Annotated in this window: 17 protein-coding genes; 4 read left to right on the forward strand and 13 right to left on the reverse strand. The window is 68.2% G+C overall.

The window, feature by feature from the left end; translation table 11 throughout:
• Positions 1-7: 7 nt before the first annotated feature.
• The 6 genes from rnc to folK form a co-directional block, all read right to left on the reverse strand.
• Positions 8-709 carry a ribonuclease III gene (gene rnc / locus QN315_RS01850; protein ID WP_323993762.1) on the reverse strand — a complete coding sequence of 234 codons (702 nt, stop codon included), beginning with the start codon at positions 707-709 and terminating at the stop codon, positions 8-10.
• A 74-nt stretch (positions 710-783) separates the two neighbouring features.
• Complete coding sequence (gene lepB, locus QN315_RS01855; RefSeq protein WP_323991254.1) at positions 784-1,596, reverse strand: signal peptidase I; 813 nt, start codon at positions 1,594-1,596, stop codon at positions 784-786.
• A 128-nt stretch (positions 1,597-1,724) separates the two neighbouring features.
• The gene (acpS, locus tag QN315_RS01860; protein WP_323991255.1) at positions 1,725-2,138 is read right to left on the reverse strand and encodes a holo-ACP synthase; all 414 of its coding nucleotides are present in this window, start codon (positions 2,136-2,138) and stop codon (positions 1,725-1,727) included.
• Entirely contained in the window at positions 2,135-4,420 is a 2,286-nt protein-coding gene (locus tag QN315_RS01865) for a bifunctional (p)ppGpp synthetase/guanosine-3',5'-bis(diphosphate) 3'-pyrophosphohydrolase (protein WP_323993764.1), read from the reverse strand. Before QN315_RS01865 ends, acpS begins: the two co-directional genes overlap by 4 nt.
• Positions 4,421-4,499: 79 nt before the next feature.
• The gene (rpoZ, locus tag QN315_RS01870) at positions 4,500-4,898 is read right to left on the reverse strand and encodes a DNA-directed RNA polymerase subunit omega (RefSeq protein WP_176640933.1); all 399 of its coding nucleotides are present in this window, start codon (positions 4,896-4,898) and stop codon (positions 4,500-4,502) included.
• A 123-nt stretch (positions 4,899-5,021) separates the two neighbouring features.
• Positions 5,022-5,543 carry a 2-amino-4-hydroxy-6-hydroxymethyldihydropteridine diphosphokinase gene (folK, locus tag QN315_RS01875; protein ID WP_323991256.1) on the reverse strand — a complete coding sequence of 174 codons (522 nt, stop codon included), beginning with the start codon at positions 5,541-5,543 and terminating at the stop codon, positions 5,022-5,024.
• Between the two features lie 273 nt (positions 5,544-5,816).
• Here folK and QN315_RS01880 point away from each other — a divergent pair, with 273 nt between their 5' ends.
• Positions 5,817-6,428, forward strand: a complete 612-nt coding sequence (locus QN315_RS01880; protein ID WP_176640950.1) for an NYN domain-containing protein — start codon at positions 5,817-5,819, stop codon at positions 6,426-6,428.
• 61 nt (positions 6,429-6,489) lie between these two features.
• Positions 6,490-7,161 (forward strand): uracil-DNA glycosylase, encoded by a 672-nt coding sequence (locus QN315_RS01885; RefSeq protein WP_323991257.1) that lies wholly within the window; start codon positions 6,490-6,492, stop codon positions 7,159-7,161.
• Between the two features lie 4 nt (positions 7,162-7,165).
• Here QN315_RS01885 and QN315_RS01890 read toward each other — a convergent pair whose 3' ends face one another.
• From QN315_RS01890 to msrP, 3 genes are all read right to left on the reverse strand, one after another.
• Positions 7,166-8,662 carry a malate:quinone oxidoreductase gene (locus QN315_RS01890; RefSeq protein ID WP_323991258.1) on the reverse strand — a complete coding sequence of 499 codons (1,497 nt, stop codon included), beginning with the start codon at positions 8,660-8,662 and terminating at the stop codon, positions 7,166-7,168.
• Between the two features lie 553 nt (positions 8,663-9,215).
• The gene (gene msrQ / locus QN315_RS01895) at positions 9,216-9,821 is read right to left on the reverse strand and encodes a protein-methionine-sulfoxide reductase heme-binding subunit MsrQ (protein ID WP_323991259.1); all 606 of its coding nucleotides are present in this window, start codon (positions 9,819-9,821) and stop codon (positions 9,216-9,218) included.
• Positions 9,822-9,823: 2 nt separating this feature from the next.
• A complete protein-coding gene (msrP, locus tag QN315_RS01900; protein ID WP_323991260.1) occupies positions 9,824-10,780 on the reverse strand; it encodes a protein-methionine-sulfoxide reductase catalytic subunit MsrP in 957 nt (318 codons plus the stop codon).
• Positions 10,781-10,891: 111 nt separating this feature from the next.
• Between msrP and QN315_RS01905 the strand changes: the two genes are divergently transcribed.
• Positions 10,892-11,791, forward strand: coding sequence for an NAD(P)-dependent oxidoreductase (locus QN315_RS01905; RefSeq protein WP_323991261.1), 900 nt, complete (start codon positions 10,892-10,894; stop codon positions 11,789-11,791).
• 3 nt (positions 11,792-11,794) lie between these two features.
• Here QN315_RS01905 and QN315_RS01910 read toward each other — a convergent pair whose 3' ends face one another.
• Positions 11,795-12,664, reverse strand: coding sequence for a squalene/phytoene synthase family protein (locus QN315_RS01910; RefSeq protein ID WP_323991262.1), 870 nt, complete (start codon positions 12,662-12,664; stop codon positions 11,795-11,797).
• Positions 12,665-12,978: 314 nt separating this feature from the next.
• Between QN315_RS01910 and QN315_RS01915 the strand changes: the two genes are divergently transcribed.
• A complete protein-coding gene (locus QN315_RS01915) occupies positions 12,979-13,587 on the forward strand; it encodes a superoxide dismutase (protein ID WP_323991263.1) in 609 nt (202 codons plus the stop codon).
• A 52-nt stretch (positions 13,588-13,639) separates the two neighbouring features.
• Here QN315_RS01915 and QN315_RS01920 read toward each other — a convergent pair whose 3' ends face one another.
• The 3 genes from QN315_RS01920 to dgoD all read right to left on the reverse strand — a co-directional run bounded on the left by QN315_RS01920 (position 13,640) and on the right by dgoD (position 17,160).
• Positions 13,640-15,088, reverse strand: a complete 1,449-nt coding sequence (locus QN315_RS01920) for a sugar porter family MFS transporter (protein ID WP_323991264.1) — start codon at positions 15,086-15,088, stop codon at positions 13,640-13,642.
• A gap of 84 nt (positions 15,089-15,172) precedes the next feature.
• Positions 15,173-16,009 carry an SDR family oxidoreductase gene (locus QN315_RS01925; protein ID WP_323991265.1) on the reverse strand — a complete coding sequence of 279 codons (837 nt, stop codon included), beginning with the start codon at positions 16,007-16,009 and terminating at the stop codon, positions 15,173-15,175.
• Positions 16,010-16,011: 2 nt separating this feature from the next.
• A complete protein-coding gene (gene dgoD / locus QN315_RS01930) occupies positions 16,012-17,160 on the reverse strand; it encodes a galactonate dehydratase (RefSeq protein ID WP_176641500.1) in 1,149 nt (382 codons plus the stop codon).
• Positions 17,161-17,200 lie beyond the last annotated feature (40 nt).

Here is a 17,200-nt window from a genome sequence, read left to right on the forward strand (position 1 = left end):
CGCGGCATCAAACGATTTGCCGCAACAGGTCGGCGGCGGCGGCGCTCTCCGCCGCACGCTTGCTGCCCGCCACCCCTTCGGCCGACTGTCCGGCCGCGGTGACCGCTATGACGAAGCGCGGCGCATGAGACGGACCGTCCACCTGCACCGTGCGATAGGCCGGCAAAGGCAGGCCGCGCGCCAGCACCCATTCCTGCAGCGCGGTCTTGGGGTCCTTGGGCGGCTGCGCCTGGGCCACGATCGCCTCGTTCCACGCCGCGCGCACGAAGGCGCGGGCGGGCTCCAGCCCGCCATCCAGATAGATCGCCCCCAGGATCGCCTCGACCGCGTCGGCCAGGACATTGGCCATCTGCCGGACGCCGGCACGGGCCTCATGCTCGGCCACGTTCAGCACCGGCGGCAGGTCCATCCCCTCGGCGACGCGGGCCAGCACCGGGCGCGACACCAGGTGGGCGTGACGCGGGCCCAGCGCGCCTTCCTGCTCGTCCGGAAAACGTTCCAGCAGCCACTCGGCCATCACCAGCCCCAGGACCCGGTCGCCGATGAATTCCAGCCGCTCGTTCGACCCCGCGCCGCGCCGCGCCGCCGGCTGGCGTGCCCGGCGTGGCGCGGCATTGCGCAGATGCGCCGCCGAACGGTGGGTCAGGGCCTCGCGCAGCAGGTCGGGACGGCGGAAATGATGGCCCAGCCGCCCTTCCAGCGACGCCATCCCGTCGCCAGCCACCCCGTCGATCCCATCGGGGGGGCTATCGGAGGTCCCACCGGGCAGCACGGCCTCGCCGCTCATCGTACCCCCATGAACAACCGGTTCCAGCGGATCTCGACCGGCCACATCCAGAACTCCCAGACCGGATGGCGCGCATCGACCGACAGGAAGATCCATTTGGCCTGTCCGATCAGATTTTCCATGGGCACGAAGCCCAGATCCTCGGGATCGTCGCCCATGAACCGGCTGTCGGCGCTGTCATCGCGATTGTCGCCCATGGCGAAGAAATAGCCGTTCGGCACGACATAGACCGGGGTATCGTTCTGGAAGCCCTCATTGGTCAGCTTCAGGATGTCATGCGCCACCGGGCCGTGGCCGCCGCTGCCGGGCAGGGTCTCGTGATAACGCTGCCCCTCCATGCGGGTGCCGTGCTCGTCCACCGCGACGTAGTTGCCCTCGGCCGTGCGCGGGACCAGGACGTCGTTGATGTACAACTCGCCGCCCCGGACCTGGATCCGGTCGCCGGGCAGGCCGACGATGCGCTTGATATAGTCGATCGACGTGTCCTTGGTGAAGCGGAACACCGCCACGTCGCCGCGATGCGGCATGCGGAAGAAGATGCGCCCGTCGAACAGGTCTGGCGAGCGCGGCAGCGAGAAATGCGAATAGCCGTAACTGTATTTGGCGACCCACAGATAATCGCCGACCTGCAGGGTCGGGATCATCGAGCCCGAGGGAATGTTGAACGGCTCGAACAGCACCGTCCGCACCCCCACCGCCAGCAAGCCCGCGATCAGGATGGTGCGGAACAGTTCCCACGCTCCATGCAGGGCCGAGGCCGCGCCGCCGGACGGCACAGAGGAAGAGCGGGTTTTGCGCGGGTCGTCCATGGGTCTGAATCTGTTTCCGGAACAAGGAGGAGGACGGGCCGGGCCACTGGCCGGGCCGGACGAAAGCCCGCGGATGAAGCCGACGGCACCCCGGGCTGTCAAGCGCCGCGCGACATGCGCCGCGCGTTTCAGGCGGGACCGGTCGCCTGCGCGATCATCACCTGCGCGAAGGCATAGGGATATTCGTCCGTCATCGTCAGCAGGATGCGGGCCTCGCCTCCCGGCGACAGAAGGGCCCGCAGCCGAACCCGCGCGCCGCCGGTCAGCACCATCACCGGCTGCCCGCCCGGCAGGTTCTCCACCCCCAGGTCGCGATGGTACACGCCCTGGGCGAAGCCGGTGCCCAGCGCCTTGGCGCAGGCCTCCTTGGCGGCCCAGCGCTTGGCATAGGCGCCCAGCCGCGCCTGGCCGTTCCGCCGCTCGGCGCGCCTGCGCTCGGCCTGGGTGAAGACGCGGTCCAGGAAGCGCTCGCCATGCCGGGCGATCACCCGCTCGATCCGCCGGATGTCGCAGAGGTCCGAACCGATCCCGATCAGGCTCATCCCTTGGACCGCTCGACCTGGACGACCCCGTTCGCTGCGCGCAGCGCCGCGATGACCGAGGACAGGTGACGCAGGTCGCGGACTTCGATGTCCGCCAGGATCTCCATGAAATCGAGCTGGCGGTTGACGATGCGCAGATTGATCACCGTGCCCTCATGCTTCGACGCCGTGTTGGTCAGGGTCGCCAGCACCGACGGCTCGTTGGCCGCGATCACGCTCAGCCGGCCGACATGCGGCTCAGAACTGCCGCGGCCGATCAGGTCGTAATCCCAATCCACGTCCATGAAGCGTTCGGGCGTCGCGGCGAAGCTTTCCAGGGTCTGGCAGCCCGCCGTGTGGATGGTGATCCCCTTGCCCGTCGCGACGATACCCACGATCCTGTCGCCCGGCAGCGGATGGCAGCATCCGGCGAAATGCACCGCGATTCCCGGACCGATCCCGGCCAGGGCCATGCCGCCGCCCGCCTTCGGCCGGGTCGCGCCGCGGGCCGGCGCGCGCATCGGGATGCCAGGCACCATGCGCGGGGCCCGGGGCGTCTGCCGCAATGCCGGATAGGCGGCGTGCACCACGTCCCGCGGCCCGGTATTGCCGTTGCCGACCGCGACGTACAGGTCCTCGACCGATGCGAATTTCAGGCCGGACAGGATGGTGTCCAGCACCTTTTCCGACCCGTCGACGCCTTCCTGCCGAAAGGCCTTGGCCAGCGCCGCGCGGCCATTGTCGATATGGGCCTCGCGCTGCTGGGTCGCGACGTGGCGGCGGATGCGGGCCCGCGCCTTGCCGGTGACCACGAACCGTTCCCAGGCCGGCGACGGCGTGCCGCCCCGGGCGGTCATGATTTCCACCTGGTCGCCGTTCTGCAACTCGTGGCGCAGCGGCATCAGCCGCCCGTTGATCCGCGCGCCGACGCAACTGTCGCCGACCTGGCTGTGCACGGCATAGGCGAAATCGACAGGGGTGGCGCCGCGCGGCAGCGAAATCAACTGCCCCTTGGGCGTGAAGCAGAAGACCTGGTCCTGATAGAGTTCGAGCTTGGTGTTTTCCAGGAACTCGTCGGGGGCCGCCGAATCCTCCAGGATATCCAGCAGGTCCTGCACCCAGCGCAGTCCGGTGACGACGCGCGCCGAATCGTCGGCCGCCCCCGTTCCTCCCCCGGGCAACTGCTTGTACAGCCAGTGCGACGCGACGCCGTTTTCGGCGATGTCGTGCATCTCGGCGGTGCGGATCTGGACTTCGATCTTCTGGTTGCGCGGATGGCGCAGGGTCACGCCGGTATGCAGGCTCTGATAGCCGTTGGCCTTGGGGGTCGAGATATAGTCCTTGAACCGCCCGACGATCACCGGATAGGCGGCATGGACGGCGCCCAGCGCCACATAGCAGGCCTCGCGCGTCGGCACGATGATGCGGAACGCCATGATATCCGAAAGCTGCTCGAACGCCACGTTGCGCTTCTGCATCTTCTCCCAGATCGAGAAGGGCGATTTCTCGCGTCCCGTCACCTCGACATCGCCCAGCCCGGCCTTGCGGCAAAGCTGGATCAACTCGCGGCGCACCTCCTCGATCACGTCGGCGCCCTGGCCGCGCAGATAATTCAGGCGGGCGCGGATGGTGGTGTTGGCCTCGGGTTCCAGTTCGGCGAAGGACAGGTTCTGGAGTTCGGTCTTGACCTTGTCCATGCCGATGCGCCCGGCCAGCGGCGCATAGATCTCCATCGTCTCGCGCGCGATGCGCTGCCGCCGGTCCAGCCGCTGCACGTAATGCAGCGTGCGCATGTTGTGCAGCCGGTCCGCCAGCTTGACGATCAGGACTCGGATGTCCTTGGACATCGCCAGCACCAGCTTGCGGAAATTTTCCGCCTGCTTGGTCCGGTCCGATTGCAGTTCCAGCCTGGTCAGCTTGGTGACGCCGTCCACCAGGTCGGCGATCGTCGCCCCGAATTCGGCGCGCAGCCGCTCCTGCGTGACGCCGGTATCCTCGATCGTGTCGTGCAGCAGGGCCGTCGCGATCGACGACGCGTCGAGATGGAAGCCCGCCAGGATGCTGGCGACCGCCAGGGGATGGGTAATATAGGGGTCGCCATTGTCGCGGGCCTGGCCCGCATGCGCCTGCTGCGCGACCTGGAAGGCCCGCCGGATCAGGTCGAGATCGGCCCCCGGATCATAGGCGCGGACCCGGCGCAGCAATCCTTCGCAGGACACGATCCGGGCCGGCACGGGCGCCGCCTCTTCGACGGGCCCATCTTCGCCGGACCCAACTTCGACCGGGACGGAGCCGTCGGTCATGCCGGACACCGACGCCTCCAGGCCCGAGGCGGAATGATGCAGCGCATCAACGGGACCTGCCGCCTCGTGCCCCATGGGCTCAGCGCCGCGCGCGGCCGCCCAGTTCGGCCTCGATCGCGGCCTCGAGTTCCTCGGCGGACATGCCGGCCGTGCCGTGCGCCGCCTCTTCCTCGGCCGTGACGTCCTGCAGGCCGAAAATGTTCTGCTCGGTCGGGATCAGGTCCATGACCTCCTCGTCCGCCGGCTCGGGCTCGGGCGCGCGGGCCAGCGAACGCACCAGGTCGCCGCGCACCTGCTCCAGCCCGATCGTCTGGTCGGCGATTTCGCGCAGCGCCACGACGGGGTTCTTGTCATTGTCCCGATCGACCGTCAGTTCCTCTCCCCTGGACAGGTTCCGCGCCCGCTGGGCAGCATAAAGAACCAGTTCGAATCGGTTGGGAACCCGTTCAACGCAGTCTTCGACGGTGACGCGAGCCATGAGGCAGGCCTCCGGATAAAAATGTCTGTTGCAAAGAACCATACCTAGTGGTGAGGTGCCTCGAATGCAAGCATGCGGCCAGAATTCGGCCGGCCAAACTTCGGCCGGCCAGACTTGAGCCGATCAAGCTTCGGCCAGAACACGGATCGCCTGGTCCGGCAACGCGGCGATCAGGTCCTCCACGGTGCGGCCCGAACATGGATCGACCCATCCCGGCGCCACATCCCGCAACGGCAGCAGCACGAAGGCCCGCCCCCCCATGCGCGGATGCGGCAGAATCGGGTCGGGCGCGGCACGGACCACATCCCCCATCGCGACGATATCCAGGTCCAGGGGCCGGGCGGCATTGGCCACGCTGCGCACCCGGCCGGCCCGTGCCTCGATCGCCTGCAACGCGCGCAGCAGCGACTCGGGCGTGACCGCCTCCCCGTCCGGCGTCCCGGCGGCCACCTCCGCGGCGACAACGCCGTTGACATAGGGCGGTTGCCCGGATGGCGGAATCGGCGCGCTTTCGTACCAGCGCGACCGCGCGACGACGCGCAATCCGGGAATCGCCGCGACCTGCGCCGCCGCCCAGCGGCAGGTTTCAAGCGGCGTCGCGCCATCCGCATGCGGCAGGTTCGCCCCGATCGCGATCAGAATCACCGGTATCCGTTGCCTTTTCCAAGATGCCTTGCAACCATAGCGTGCACGAAACCAGACATTAACCCGGCATGCTGGCGGCAGACCGGAATGTGGTGCCTACAATCCAGTTTTTTTACGGAAAATGCCTTTTCCAGTCATTTCCGTTATATCATTTATATCGCGCTCAATTTATCTTGCCGATACGGACGGGACGTCAAGCCGGCGAATGCGCACTCTTTGGACTTCGCGCTTTCCGACGCCTCATGCACCAGGACGCGACAGGAATCATTCCGCATGTTTTTTCAACCCAATGAGCGCGTATGTCTCTTCATCGATGGAGCCAGCCTCTATTCCGCGTCGCGTCATCTGGGCTTCGACGTGGATTACCGCAACCTGCTGGCCTTCTTCCGGGCGAAGACGCACGTGGTGCGGGCCTACTACTACTCCGCCATCCTCGAGAACGAGGAATATTCCCCGCTGAAGCCCCTGACCGACTGGCTGGTCTATAACGGCTATTTCCTGGTCACCAAGACGGCGCGCGAATTCATCGACCAGAACGGCCGCCGGCGGGTGAAGGGGAACATGGATATCGAACTGGCCGTCGACATGATGGAGATGGCGTCGAAGATCGACCATGCCGTGCTGTTCAGCGGCGACGCCGATTTCCGCCGCCTGCTCGAATCCGTGCAGCGGCAGGGGGTGCGCACCTCGGTCGTGTCGTCGATCCGGACCTCGCCGCCGCTGATCGGCGACGATCTGCGCCGCCAGGCGGACCAGTTCATCGACCTGGCCGACATCGCGCCGCAATTCACGCGCCGCCAGTCCGAGGCACGCCCGGCCCGCCAGCAGAATGCGCCCATCCGGCACCCGGCCGATCAGTTGAGCGAACTCGACCACGACGCCTGACCCCTCCGGCCCTGATCCCGGCCGGCCCGATTCCGCCGGGTCCGATTCCATCGATCCAGCCATGTCCGGGCCCGGCGCGCCGGAATTGCCGCCACGTGACTGTCCGGCCTGCCCCCGGCTGGTCGCCTATCGGCGGGCCAACCGGCAGGCCCATCCGGATTGGTGGAATGATCCGGTCCCCCCCTGGGGCAGCCCCCAGGCGCGCCTCCTGATCGTCGGCCTGGCCCCGGGCGTGCGGGGCGCCAACCGGACCGGCCGCCCCTTTACCGGCGATTATGCAGGCACCCTGCTCTATGAGACGCTGATACGGCACGGCTTCGCCGCCGGGCGCTTTGGCGGCGACCCGTCGGACGGGCTACGCCTGCAGGATTGCCGCATCGTCAATGCCGTGCGCTGCGCGCCCCCCGCCAATCGGCCGATCGCGCGGGAAATCCGCACCTGCAACCGCTTCCTGCAATCGGAACTGGCCTGCATGCCCGGCCTGCGCGCCGTCCTGGCGCTGGGCGCGGTGGCCCATCACGCAGTCGTCGCCGCCTGCGACCTGCGGCCGCGCCCCGGCTTCGCACACGGCGCACGCACCACGCTGCCGAACGGGGCCATCCTGTGCGGCAGCTACCACGTGTCGCGCCTCAACACGAATACCGGCCGGCTGACGGCCGGAATGTTCGACGACATCGTCACCGGGCTGCGCCGCCTGGTCGATGCGGCAGAGGATGCCGGGGTGGCCGGCTGACCGATCAACCTTCCAGTTCCAGCACGCGCATCGTCCAGTCCCGCACATGGGCGCACAGGGCGGCATCCCCCGCCACCTTCGCCCCGAAGGACGGGATCATCGTCTTCAGACGCGGGGTCCAGCGCGCCATCTCGACGGGGAAGCATCTGGCGATGATCGTCAGCATGATCGGCACGGCGGTGGATGCGCCGGGCGAGGCCCCCAGCAGGGCCGCCACGCTGCCCTGGGCGCCGGTCACGATTTCCGTGCCGAACTGCAGCACCCCGCCCCGCTTCGCATCCGACTTGATGACCTGCACGCGCTGGCCGGCCACGATCAGGTCCCAATCCTCGGCGCGGGCGGTGGGGACGAAGTCACGCAGCGCCGCCAGGCGCGCCGTGTTCGATTGCAGGATCTGGCCGATCAGATAGCGGGTCAGCGGCATATTGTCGCGCGCCACCGCCAGCATCGCCCCCAGATTATCCATGCGGATCGATTTCGGCAGGTCCCACAGCGAGCCCTGCTTGAGAAATTTGGTCGAAAACCCGGCATAGGGCCCGAACAGCAGGCCGGTCCTGCCCTCGATCACCCGCGTGTCCAGATGCGGCACCGACATCGGCGGCGCGCCGACCGACGCCTTGCCATAGACTTTCGCATGGTGCCGGGCGGCCAGTTCCGGGTTGGTGCAGCGCAGGAACTGGCCGCTGACCGGAAAGCCCGCAATGCCTTTGGCTTCGGGAATCCCGGTTTTCTGCAACAGGGGCAGCGCGCCGCCGCCCGCGCCGATGAAGACGAACCGCGCCGCGACCGACAGATCGCGCCCGCCGGCCAGGTCCCGCACCGCGATGCGCCACAGGCCGGATGCGTCGCGGCGCAGATCCTCGACCGCGTGCGCCAGCTTGAGGTCGAATCCCGCCTGCCGCGACAGGAAACCGATCAGCAGATGGGTCAGCGCGCCGAAATTGACGTCGGTGCCGGCGGCGCTCCAGGTCGCGGCGAGCGGCGTGCCCGCCCCGCGCCCCTCCATCACCAGCGGCATCCATTGCCGCAATTGCGCGGGATCGGTCGAAAACCGCATGCCGGCGAACAGCGGATGATCCTTCAGCGCGTCATGGCGGCGGCGCAGGAAATCGCAATTATCGGCGCCCCAGACGAAGCTCATGTGCGGAATGGGATTCAGGAAGTCACGCGGCGATGCGATCACCCCCGATTCGACCAGATGAGCCCAGAACTGGCGCGAGACCTGAAAAGCCTCGTTCACATCGATGGCCTTGGAAATATCGATGCTGCCGTCGGCGCGCTCGGGCGTGTAGTTCAGCTCGCACAGCGCGGCATGCCCGGTGCCGGCATTGTTCCACGCGTTCGAGCTTTCGGTCGCCACGTCGTCCAGGCGGCCGAACAGCCCGATCGACCAGTCCGGCTGCAGCAATTTCAGCAGCGCGCCCATTGTCGCGCTCATGACCCCGCCACCGATCAGGACGACGTCATAGGCGGAATCGGTTCGGGTCGCAGTCGGCGTCATGAGATTCTCCGAAACGACGCGTGCGGGACGATGTCACCGGCCGCGACCGGCGCCGCCGGGGCGGCAGCATGCGGCCCCGCGCGTCGGCAATGGGGGACGAAACGAAATAAGCTGAAAAGCACCGGCAGTAAAACGAATGGAGTCGAAACGACGCCGTCATGCCGCCCGCCGGGCCCAGTCATCGTGCCCTGTCATCCGTGCCCTGTCATCCGCGCGGAACCACATGATCCCCCTTGCTGTTTTTCCCCGGAGCAATATTCGGAACAATATTCGCCCGATAGCAGGTGCCCGGTGGCAGGTGCCCGATGGCAGGTGCATGACGCTGGTCTTTTCGTTTCTAGCCATCCCCGGCAGGTTCCGGCGCATCATCTCTGCGCGAGGGGGCACGCCGCCCCGCCCCGTCCCATCACCCCGCTGCAATGCGGGACGGCGTGCGGAACGCCGGCCGGATTTCGAATACGCCTGTATGGAACAGGTTCCGTTCAAACGCGCGATCGTCCCGGAACGGAAACGGGACATGCCGGCTCCGCATGGCTGGCAGACAAAGAGCGCATCATCGCGAAAGCGTGGCCTTGCGCCGCATGCAGGCGGGCAGGACGCGCCACGCCAGCAGCAGGGCGACGGCCAGCGCATAGGCCAGCGTCTCCGGCCGCAGGACCTTGAAGGACAGGATGAAATGAATCGCGGCACAGCATGCCGCCGGATAGACCCAGCGATGCAGCGCGCGCCAGCGCGGCCCCAGCCGCCGGATCGACCAGCGGTTCGACGTGGCCGCCAGGCCGGCCAGGACCAGAAACGCGACCATGCCCAGAATGACGAAGGGCCGTTTTTCGACATCGGCCAGCAGCACCGGAAAATCGAACCCCTGGTCCAGCCCGACATAGGCCGTCAGGTGGAACAGCGCGTACCAGAAGGCCAGCAGCCCCAGCGCACGGCGATAGCGCAGCAGGTCGATGCCCGCGATCTCGCGCAATGGCGTGACGCACAGCGACAGGATCAGAAAGCGCAGCGCCCAGAGACCCAGCGTGCGCAGAAAGGCATTGACCGGATCGGCACCCAGCCGCCCGGTCGCCCCCATCGCGAATGCGACCGACGCGGGCATCAGCCCCGCGACATACAGGGCGGCCCGTATCAGGCCGGGCGAGAGGCGGCGCGCCACCGTCAGAAATTGCGCCGCAGGTCCATGCCGGCATACAGGCCGGCCACCTGCTCGGCATAGCCGTTGAACGGCAGGGTCGGCTGCCGCGCCGCACCGAAGAACCCGCCCCTGGCCCCGATCGGGCGCTCGGTCGCCTGGCTCCAGCGCGGGTGATCGACTGCGGGATTGACGTTGGCATAGAACCCGTACTCGTCCGGCGCGCGATCGTTCCACGCGGTGCGGGGCCGCGTTTCGGTCAAGCGGATGCGCACGATCGACTTGATGCCCTTGAACCCGTATTTCCACGGCACCACCAGCCGGACCGGCGCGCCATTCTGGTTGGGCAGGGTCCGGCCGTACAGTCCCACTGCCAGGATCGTCAGCGGGTGCATCGCCTCGTCCAGCCGCAGCCCCTCGGCATAGGGCCAGTCCAGCACATGCAGCATGCTGTCCTGGCCGGGCATTTCCGCGGGACGCAGCACCGATTCGAACGCGACATATTTCGCGCTGCCCAGCGGCTCGACCTCCTTCAGCAGGTCGGCCAGGGCAAAGCCGGTCCAGGGGATGACCATCGACCACGCCTCGACGCAGCGCATGCGATAGAGGCGCTCCTCCAGCGGGCGGGCCAGCAGCGCGTCGATGTCGTAGGTGCGCGGCTTGGCCACCAGCCCCTCGACCCGGACCGTCCACGGGCGGGGATGAAAATCGCCCGACCGTTCCGCCGGGTCGGTCTTTTCAAGCCCGAATTCGTAGAAATTATTGTAATGCGTGGCGTCCTGGAACGGCGTGGGCGTCAGCCCGGTGCCCGACAGCGCGCCCGGCGTGGCGCGCAGGGGATCGGCCCACGCGCCGCGCGGCGCTCCCGCAAGCCAGGCGGCCCCGCCGGCCAGCCCCGCCGCCAATGTGGCGCGGCGCGACAGATAGGCCCCCTCGGGCGTGATGTCGGAGACAGCGGGACGCGGATAGTCAAAGAGGCGCATGGGTCGGGCTCCGGCAACGATGATCCGTCCATGGCTGCCCCATGGCGTGACTTCATCCATCCTGTCCGGCACTCTGTGCCCGACGGGACGAAAAAAGGAAGGACCGAAATCATGTCCGACGACAATGACGGAAAGGGAACGGTCGAAAAGGGGACGGTCGGCTTCATCGGCTTCGGCGCGATGGCCAGCCGCATGGGCCGGCATGTGCGCGAGGCCGGCTATCGGATCGTAGCCTATACACCCTCCGGCAAGGGCGGAGACGGCACGACCCCGTTCCTGCCCACGCCCCGCGCCGTGGCCGAGGCCGCCGGCACCGTGATCGCCTGCGTGCCCGACGACGAGGCGCTGGCGGCGTCGATGTACGGCGAATCGGGTGCCCTGGCCGGCATGGGGGCCGGGACGCTGCTGATCAATGCCAGCTCGGTGTCGCCCGAGGCGGCGCTGGCGCTGGCCGATGCCGGGGCGCACCGGGACGTGGCGGTGCTGGACGCGCCGGTTTCGGGCAGCACGCCCGAGGCCGATGCCGGCGCGCTGGTGATCATGGTCGGCGGTACGGCGGCGGACGTCGCCCGAGCCCAGCCGATCTTCGACGCGATCGGCAAGGCGACGATCCATGCCGGCCCGTCGGGCAGCGGCGCGAAGCTGAAGCTGGTGGTCAACGGGATCATGGGCGCGACCCTGGCCGCGGTGGCCGAGGGCGTGGCCTATGGCCTGGCCGCCGGGCTGGATCGCGACATGCTGTTCGACACACTGGATTCCGTGGCCGTGATCTCGCCCCATCACAAGCGCAAGCTGAAGGCCGCCCGCGCCGGCGACTTCACGCCGCAATTCCCGACCCGGCTGATGCAGAAGGACATGCGCCTGTTGCTCACCGACGCGGCGCGGCTGGCGGCGCCGGCGGTCACGGTGGCGGCGGCGACACAATTGCTGTCCCTGACCCGGCGCGCCGATGCCGACGCCGATTATTCGGCGCTGTTCGCGGTCCTGGAGCAGATCGTCACGTCACCCTGACAGTCAGATCCGGCCGCTGAGCATGGCCGCCATGACGGCCAGCCGGTCGCCCAGGCCGCGTCCGGCCGGCCGCCTTCCATCGGGACGCGCCAGGTCGCGGCGCGCCAGCACCCCCGGCAGGGCGGCCGCGCGGCTGTCGCGTCTCAGCCGAACCGGCAGCGCCTGCGCCAGGAAGGCCCGCCCTTCCTCGCGCAGGCGCACCCGCAGCGGGTCCAGAATCCCCGGCGGCGCGCCGTTGCGCAGCGCCTCGCGCGACAGGCCGATCGCCTGCAGGGCGGTATCGGGCAAGGGGCAGCGGCCCGCCGCCAGCACGATGTCGAGATGGCGCAGCAGGCCGCCCGCGCCATAGGCGGCGCCCAAGGCCTCGATCCGCTGCAGCGTCACCGGGTCGCCCAGGCCGGCACGCTGGGCGATGGCGACCTGCACCCCCCCTGCCCCGCCGCGCATCGCGGCCCGCCAGGACGGCCAGTCGGTCAGCCCCTCGGCTTCGGCCTCGCGGGCATCGAGAATCCGCAGCAGCGTCCGGCGCAGGGCGGGCGCCTGGGCCAGGGCGGCGCGCAGGCCGGGCGCGACCTCATGCGGGTGGGGGGCGCCCTCGATGATTTCACGCCACCATTGCAGCCGGATCAGCCCAGCCATCGGGCCGGCGACCGACCAGGACTGCATGCCCGTCAGCGCGCGGACGGATTCGTGATTGAACGCGATCACGCTGAACGCATCCTCGCGCACCGGCTCGGGCAGGAACAGGGCGCAGAAAAACCGGTCCGGGTCTGATCGCCGCGCGATCGCGCCGCAGAGCGACAGCCCGTCGCCGCCCGCCCCCGCGTCCCGCTCCGCGCGTATCGCCGTATCCGCCGCCGCTATGTCCATCATCCGGGCCATGATGCATGCAGATGCCGCGCGCCGCGCGGAAGCACAAGCACCGCATGGACGGGTGGCCCGGTCATATGTCCGTCATATGTCCGTCACTTGACGCATCCCGCCGGCCCTCATAGCTCTGGTGGGCGGCGATTTTCCGCTTCTGCCCCAGGCGGACCGGACAGGGATCGCCTCGCGACGGATCGACGGACCCGCGCCGGATTGTTAGGTTGGCGCGCATCGTCGCGCGAGTCCCGCCTCCGACATTCGCACGCTGATTTCGGAGATCGGCAGGCCGCTCGGTTATTGACTGCTACAGGAGAACGTCCATGGCTTTCGAACTCCCCTCTCTTCCGTTCCAGACCAACGCGCTGGCGGCGCGCGGCATGTGCCAGGAAACGCTGGAACTGCATCACGGCAAGCACCATCAGGCCTATGTCACGGCCCTGAACGGGTTCGTGGAAGCGAAGCCCGAACTGCAGGGCAAGTCGCTGGAGGAGATCATCCTGGCGGTCAAGGGCGATCCCGCCGTGGCCCCGGTGTTCAACAATGCCGGCCAGCACTGGAACCATATCCTGTTCTGGCAGAACCTCTCGCCGGCCGGCGGGGCGATTCCCGGCGCGCTGGAGGCCAAGATCGTCGAGGATTTCGGCAGCGTCGACGCCTTCAAGACCGCGTTCAAGACCGCGGCCACTACGCAGTTCGGCTCGGGCTGGGCGTGGCTGGTGCTGGGCGCCGACGGCAAGCTGGCGGTGACCAAGACGGCCAACGGCTCCAACCCGCTGGCCGAAGGCCAGGGTAAGGCGCTGCTGGGCCTGGATGTGTGGGAACATTCCTACTATCTCGATTTCCGCAATCGCCGCCCGGACTACATCACCAATTACCTGGACAAGCTGGCGAACTACGAATTCGCCGAGGCGCAGCTCAAGGCCGCCTGATCGGCCGGCCGGACGCGAGCGACGAAAAACCCGGCCGGACGGCCGGGTTTTTTTATGAAGCCGCCCGATGATCGGGCGCCGGGCCGGTCGCGCCGCGCCCGATCATCCGCAGCCGTACGCCGGACATCAGGTTGCGCTCGATCCCCTCCAGGGTCAGGCCCTTCGTCTCGGGCACGAACAGGATGACCAGGACGACAAACAGCGCGTTCAGCGCGGCATACATCCAGAATGTCCCCGCCCGCCCCAGATGGTCCAACAGGCTGAGGAACGACGCCCCGACGATCATGTTGGCGATCCAGTTCGTGACGGTGGAGCAGGCGATGCCGAAATCGCGGCTTCGCAAGGGCTGGATTTCCGAACACAGCACCCAGACCAGCGGCCCCGCCGAGAAGGCGAATCCCGCCACGAAGCTCAGCAGCACCCCGACCGCGGCCACCTGGCGCACCCCGTACTGTGCGCCGCCGCCGAGAATGCCGCCCAGCACCGTCAGCGACAGGCTCATGACCACCAGGCCGCAGATCAGGATCGGCCGCCGCCCCCAGCGATCGACCAGCCAGATCGCCAGGAAGGTCGCCAGCACGTTGACCGCGCCGGCGCTCGCGGTACCCCACAGCCCGGCATGTTCGGGAAAGCCCGCCAGGCCAAAAATGCGCGGTGCGTAATACATCACCACGTTCACGCCGCTGAATTGCTGGATGCATTGCAGCATGACGCCCAGAAAGACCGCGCGGCGGACATTGCGGTCGGCCCGGAACAGCGCGAAGCCGTTGCCGCCGCCGCGGCACTGGGCGTCGATCTCGTTCAGTTCGTCGGCCACGCCACGCACGGGACCGCGCAGTTCCAGCAGCGCGCGCCGCGCCGCGTCGCGCTTGCCGCGCAGCACCAGCCAGCGCGGGCTGTGCGGCAGGAACAGCACGCCGATCAGAAAGACCACCGCCGGAAACGCGACCACGCCCAGCATCCAGCGCCACGCATCGAAATAGGAAAACAGCGCGTTCGAAACGAAGGCCGCCAGGATGCCGATCGTGACCATCAACTGATAGACCGAGATCATGGCACCGCGGTGCGCGGGGTCCGAGACCTCGGCTATATAAAGCGGCGCGGTAAAGGTCGAGACCCCGACCGCCAGGCCCAGCACGATCCGCGCGACGATCAGCACGCCGACCGAACCGGCCAGCGCGCAGGACATCGAACCGCAGATGAACAGGCTGGCGCCGATGATCAGCGTGCGCTTGCGTCCCCAGACGAAGGACAGCCGGCTGGCGACGGGCACGCCCAGGGCGGCGCCCAGCATCATCGCCGCGACGATCCATTCCTCCTGGACCTGCGTGGTGCTGAATTCCTGGGCGATCAGGCCCAGCGCGCCGGAAATGACGCCGATATCCAGCCCGAACATCAGCCCCGCGACAGCGGCCAATCCGGCAACCAGGCCGGCGCGGCCGGCAACCGATTGCTTCAGATGCCCGGTCCCTGACGACGCGGCAGATCCGTACACATGCATCTTGCCCCCTCTGCACCCGATCTTAACGAGATATAGCGGGTCCGGTTCATCCCGGCCAAGCCGGCTTGGGGCACGGCCGGCACGTCAGACCCATCCCCCGTCGACGATGAAGTCCTGCCCGGTGCACATGCGGCTGTCGTCGGCGGCCAGGAACAGCGCCATGCGCGCGATGTCCCCGGGCCGCACCCGGCCCGGCAGGCACTGGGCGCGGTCGATCTCCTTCTCGCCCTCCGGCGTCACCCACAGGCGCAACTGGCGTTCGGTCATGACCCAGCCGGGCACCAGCGCATTCACCCGGATCCGGAACGGACCCAGTTCCCGCGCCAGGCTGTTCACCAGCCCTTTGACCGCCGCCTTGGCGGTCGCATAGACCGGATAGCCGGCATTTTTCTGCATCCATCCGGTCGAGCCCAGGCAGATGATCGAACCGCGCCCCATCTGGCGCATGCCGGGCGCCACCGCCTGGGCCGCGAAGAACTGGGCGCGGATATTCACCGCCGACAGGCTCTCCCACAGCGCCTCGTCGACCTCGTCCAGCGTGTGGCGCTGGTCGTATCCGGCGTTGTTCAGCAGGATCTCGACCGGCCCGTTCGCCCGGGCCGCATCCGCGACGGCCCGGCGCAGCGCCGCGACGTCGGCCAGGTCGCAGGGCAGGAACAGCACGTCCCGGCCGTTCGCACGCAGCGCCTCGGCCAGGCGCGCGCCGGCCGCCCCGTCGCGGTCGAGGAACGCGACCCGCGCGCCCTGGTCGGCAAAGGCCCGGACCAGCGCCTCGCCGATGCCGCTGGCCCCGCCGGTGACCAGCACCGAACGGCCGGTAAGGCTGGGATACTGCGCGAAGGCGCCGGCATCGGCGCCCGCATCCTGGTGCGCGGCCCCGGACAGCGCCGTGCCCGGCATCGCCGTACCTGGCATCGCCATGCCTACCATTCCGCGAACGACCCGTCGCGATGGCGCCAGATCGGATTGCGCCAGCGATGGCCCTCGGCCGCGCGGGCGCGGACATAATCCTCGTTGATCTCGATCCCCAGGCCCGGACCGGCCGGGATGTCCACATGCCCGTCCCGATAGGCGAAGACCGCCGGGTCGGTCAGGTAATCCAGCAGGTCGTTGCTCTGGTTGTAATGGATGCCCAGGCTCTGCTCCTGGATGAAGGCGTTGTAGCACAGCGCGTCAAGCTGCAGGTTGGCCGCCAGCGCGATGGGGCCCAGCGGACAATGCAGCGCCACCGCGACGTCATAGGCTTCGGCCATCGCCGCGATCTTGCGGGTTTCGGTGATGCCGCCGGAATGGGACGGGTCGGGCTGGATGATGTCCACGCAGCCCTGCTCCAGCACCCGCTTGAAATCCCAGCGGGAAAACAGGCGCTCGCCCAGCGCGATCGGGATCGACGTATGTTTGGTGATTTCGGGCAGGTCCTCCAGATGCTCGCTCAGGACCGGCTCCTCGATGAACATCAGGTCGAACGGTTCCAGTTCCTTGGCCAGCACCTTGGCCATCGGCTTGTGGACCCGGCCGTGGAAATCGACGCCGATCCCCAGATAGGGCCCGGCCTCCGCGCGGATCGCGGCGACGCGGGCGATCACCGCGTCCACCTTGCCGTGGCTGTCGACATATTGCAGTTCTTCGGTCGCGTTCATCTTGATCGCTGTAAAGCCGCGATCGACGACGGCGCGCACCGCTTCGGCCGTATCCGCCGGCCGGTCGCCGCCGATCCAGGAATAGACGCGGATGCGATCGCGCACGCGGCCGCCCAGCAATTCATGCACCGGCACGCCGAAGGCGCGCCCCTTGATGTCCCACAAGGCCTGGTCGATGCCGGCGACAGCGCTCATATGCACCGCGCCGCCGCGATAGAAGCCGCCGCGATAGAGCACCGTCCAGTGATCCTCGATCCGGAACGGGTCCTTGCCGATCAGGTAGTCCGCCAGTTCGGCCACCGCGGCGGCCACCGTGTCGGCGCGCCCCTCGACCACCGGCTCGCCCCAGCCGCTGATCCCCTCGTCGGTCTCGATCTTCAGAAACAGCCAGCGCGGCGGCACCTGGAACGTGGTCAGCTTCGTGATCTTCATGTCCGTTTCCGATCTTCCCGATCTTCGGTTCTTCGCGTCT

Origin of the sequence: Nguyenibacter sp. L1 (assembly GCF_035199985.1) — a bacterium.
GTDB lineage: Bacteria > Pseudomonadota > Alphaproteobacteria > Acetobacterales > Acetobacteraceae > Gluconacetobacter > Gluconacetobacter vanlangensis.

Coding starts and splice junctions, on each gene's coding strand:
- lepB (WP_323991254.1), bottom strand. CDS start 1,596: ATGGACGACCCGCGCAAAACCCGCTCTTCCTCTGTGCCGTCCGGCGGC.
- QN315_RS01915 (WP_323991263.1), top strand. CDS start 12,979: ATGGCTTTCGAACTCCCCTCTCTTCCGTTCCAGACCAACGCGCTGGCG.
- QN315_RS01880 (WP_176640950.1), top strand. CDS start 5,817: ATGTTTTTTCAACCCAATGAGCGCGTATGTCTCTTCATCGATGGAGCC.
- acpS (WP_323991255.1), bottom strand. CDS start 2,138: ATGAGCCTGATCGGGATCGGTTCGGACCTCTGCGACATCCGGCGGATC.
- QN315_RS01910 (WP_323991262.1), bottom strand. CDS start 12,664: ATGATGGACATAGCGGCGGCGGATACGGCGATACGCGCGGAGCGGGAC.
- QN315_RS01920 (WP_323991264.1), bottom strand. CDS start 15,088: ATGCATGTGTACGGATCTGCCGCGTCGTCAGGGACCGGGCATCTGAAG.
- QN315_RS01885 (WP_323991257.1), top strand. CDS start 6,490: ATGTCCGGGCCCGGCGCGCCGGAATTGCCGCCACGTGACTGTCCGGCC.
- rnc (WP_323993762.1), bottom strand. CDS start 709: ATGGCGTCGCTGGAAGGGCGGCTGGGCCATCATTTCCGCCGTCCCGAC.
- QN315_RS01925 (WP_323991265.1), bottom strand. CDS start 16,009: ATGGCGATGCCAGGTACGGCGATGCCGGGCACGGCGCTGTCCGGGGCC.
- QN315_RS01865 (WP_323993764.1), bottom strand. CDS start 4,420: ATGACCGACGGCTCCGTCCCGGTCGAAGTTGGGTCCGGCGAAGATGGG.
- QN315_RS01905 (WP_323991261.1), top strand. CDS start 10,892: ATGTCCGACGACAATGACGGAAAGGGAACGGTCGAAAAGGGGACGGTC.
- rpoZ (WP_176640933.1), bottom strand. CDS start 4,898: ATGGCTCGCGTCACCGTCGAAGACTGCGTTGAACGGGTTCCCAACCGA.
- QN315_RS01890 (WP_323991258.1), bottom strand. CDS start 8,662: ATGACGCCGACTGCGACCCGAACCGATTCCGCCTATGACGTCGTCCTG.
- msrP (WP_323991260.1), bottom strand. CDS start 10,780: ATGCGCCTCTTTGACTATCCGCGTCCCGCTGTCTCCGACATCACGCCC.
- dgoD (WP_176641500.1), bottom strand. CDS start 17,160: ATGAAGATCACGAAGCTGACCACGTTCCAGGTGCCGCCGCGCTGGCTG.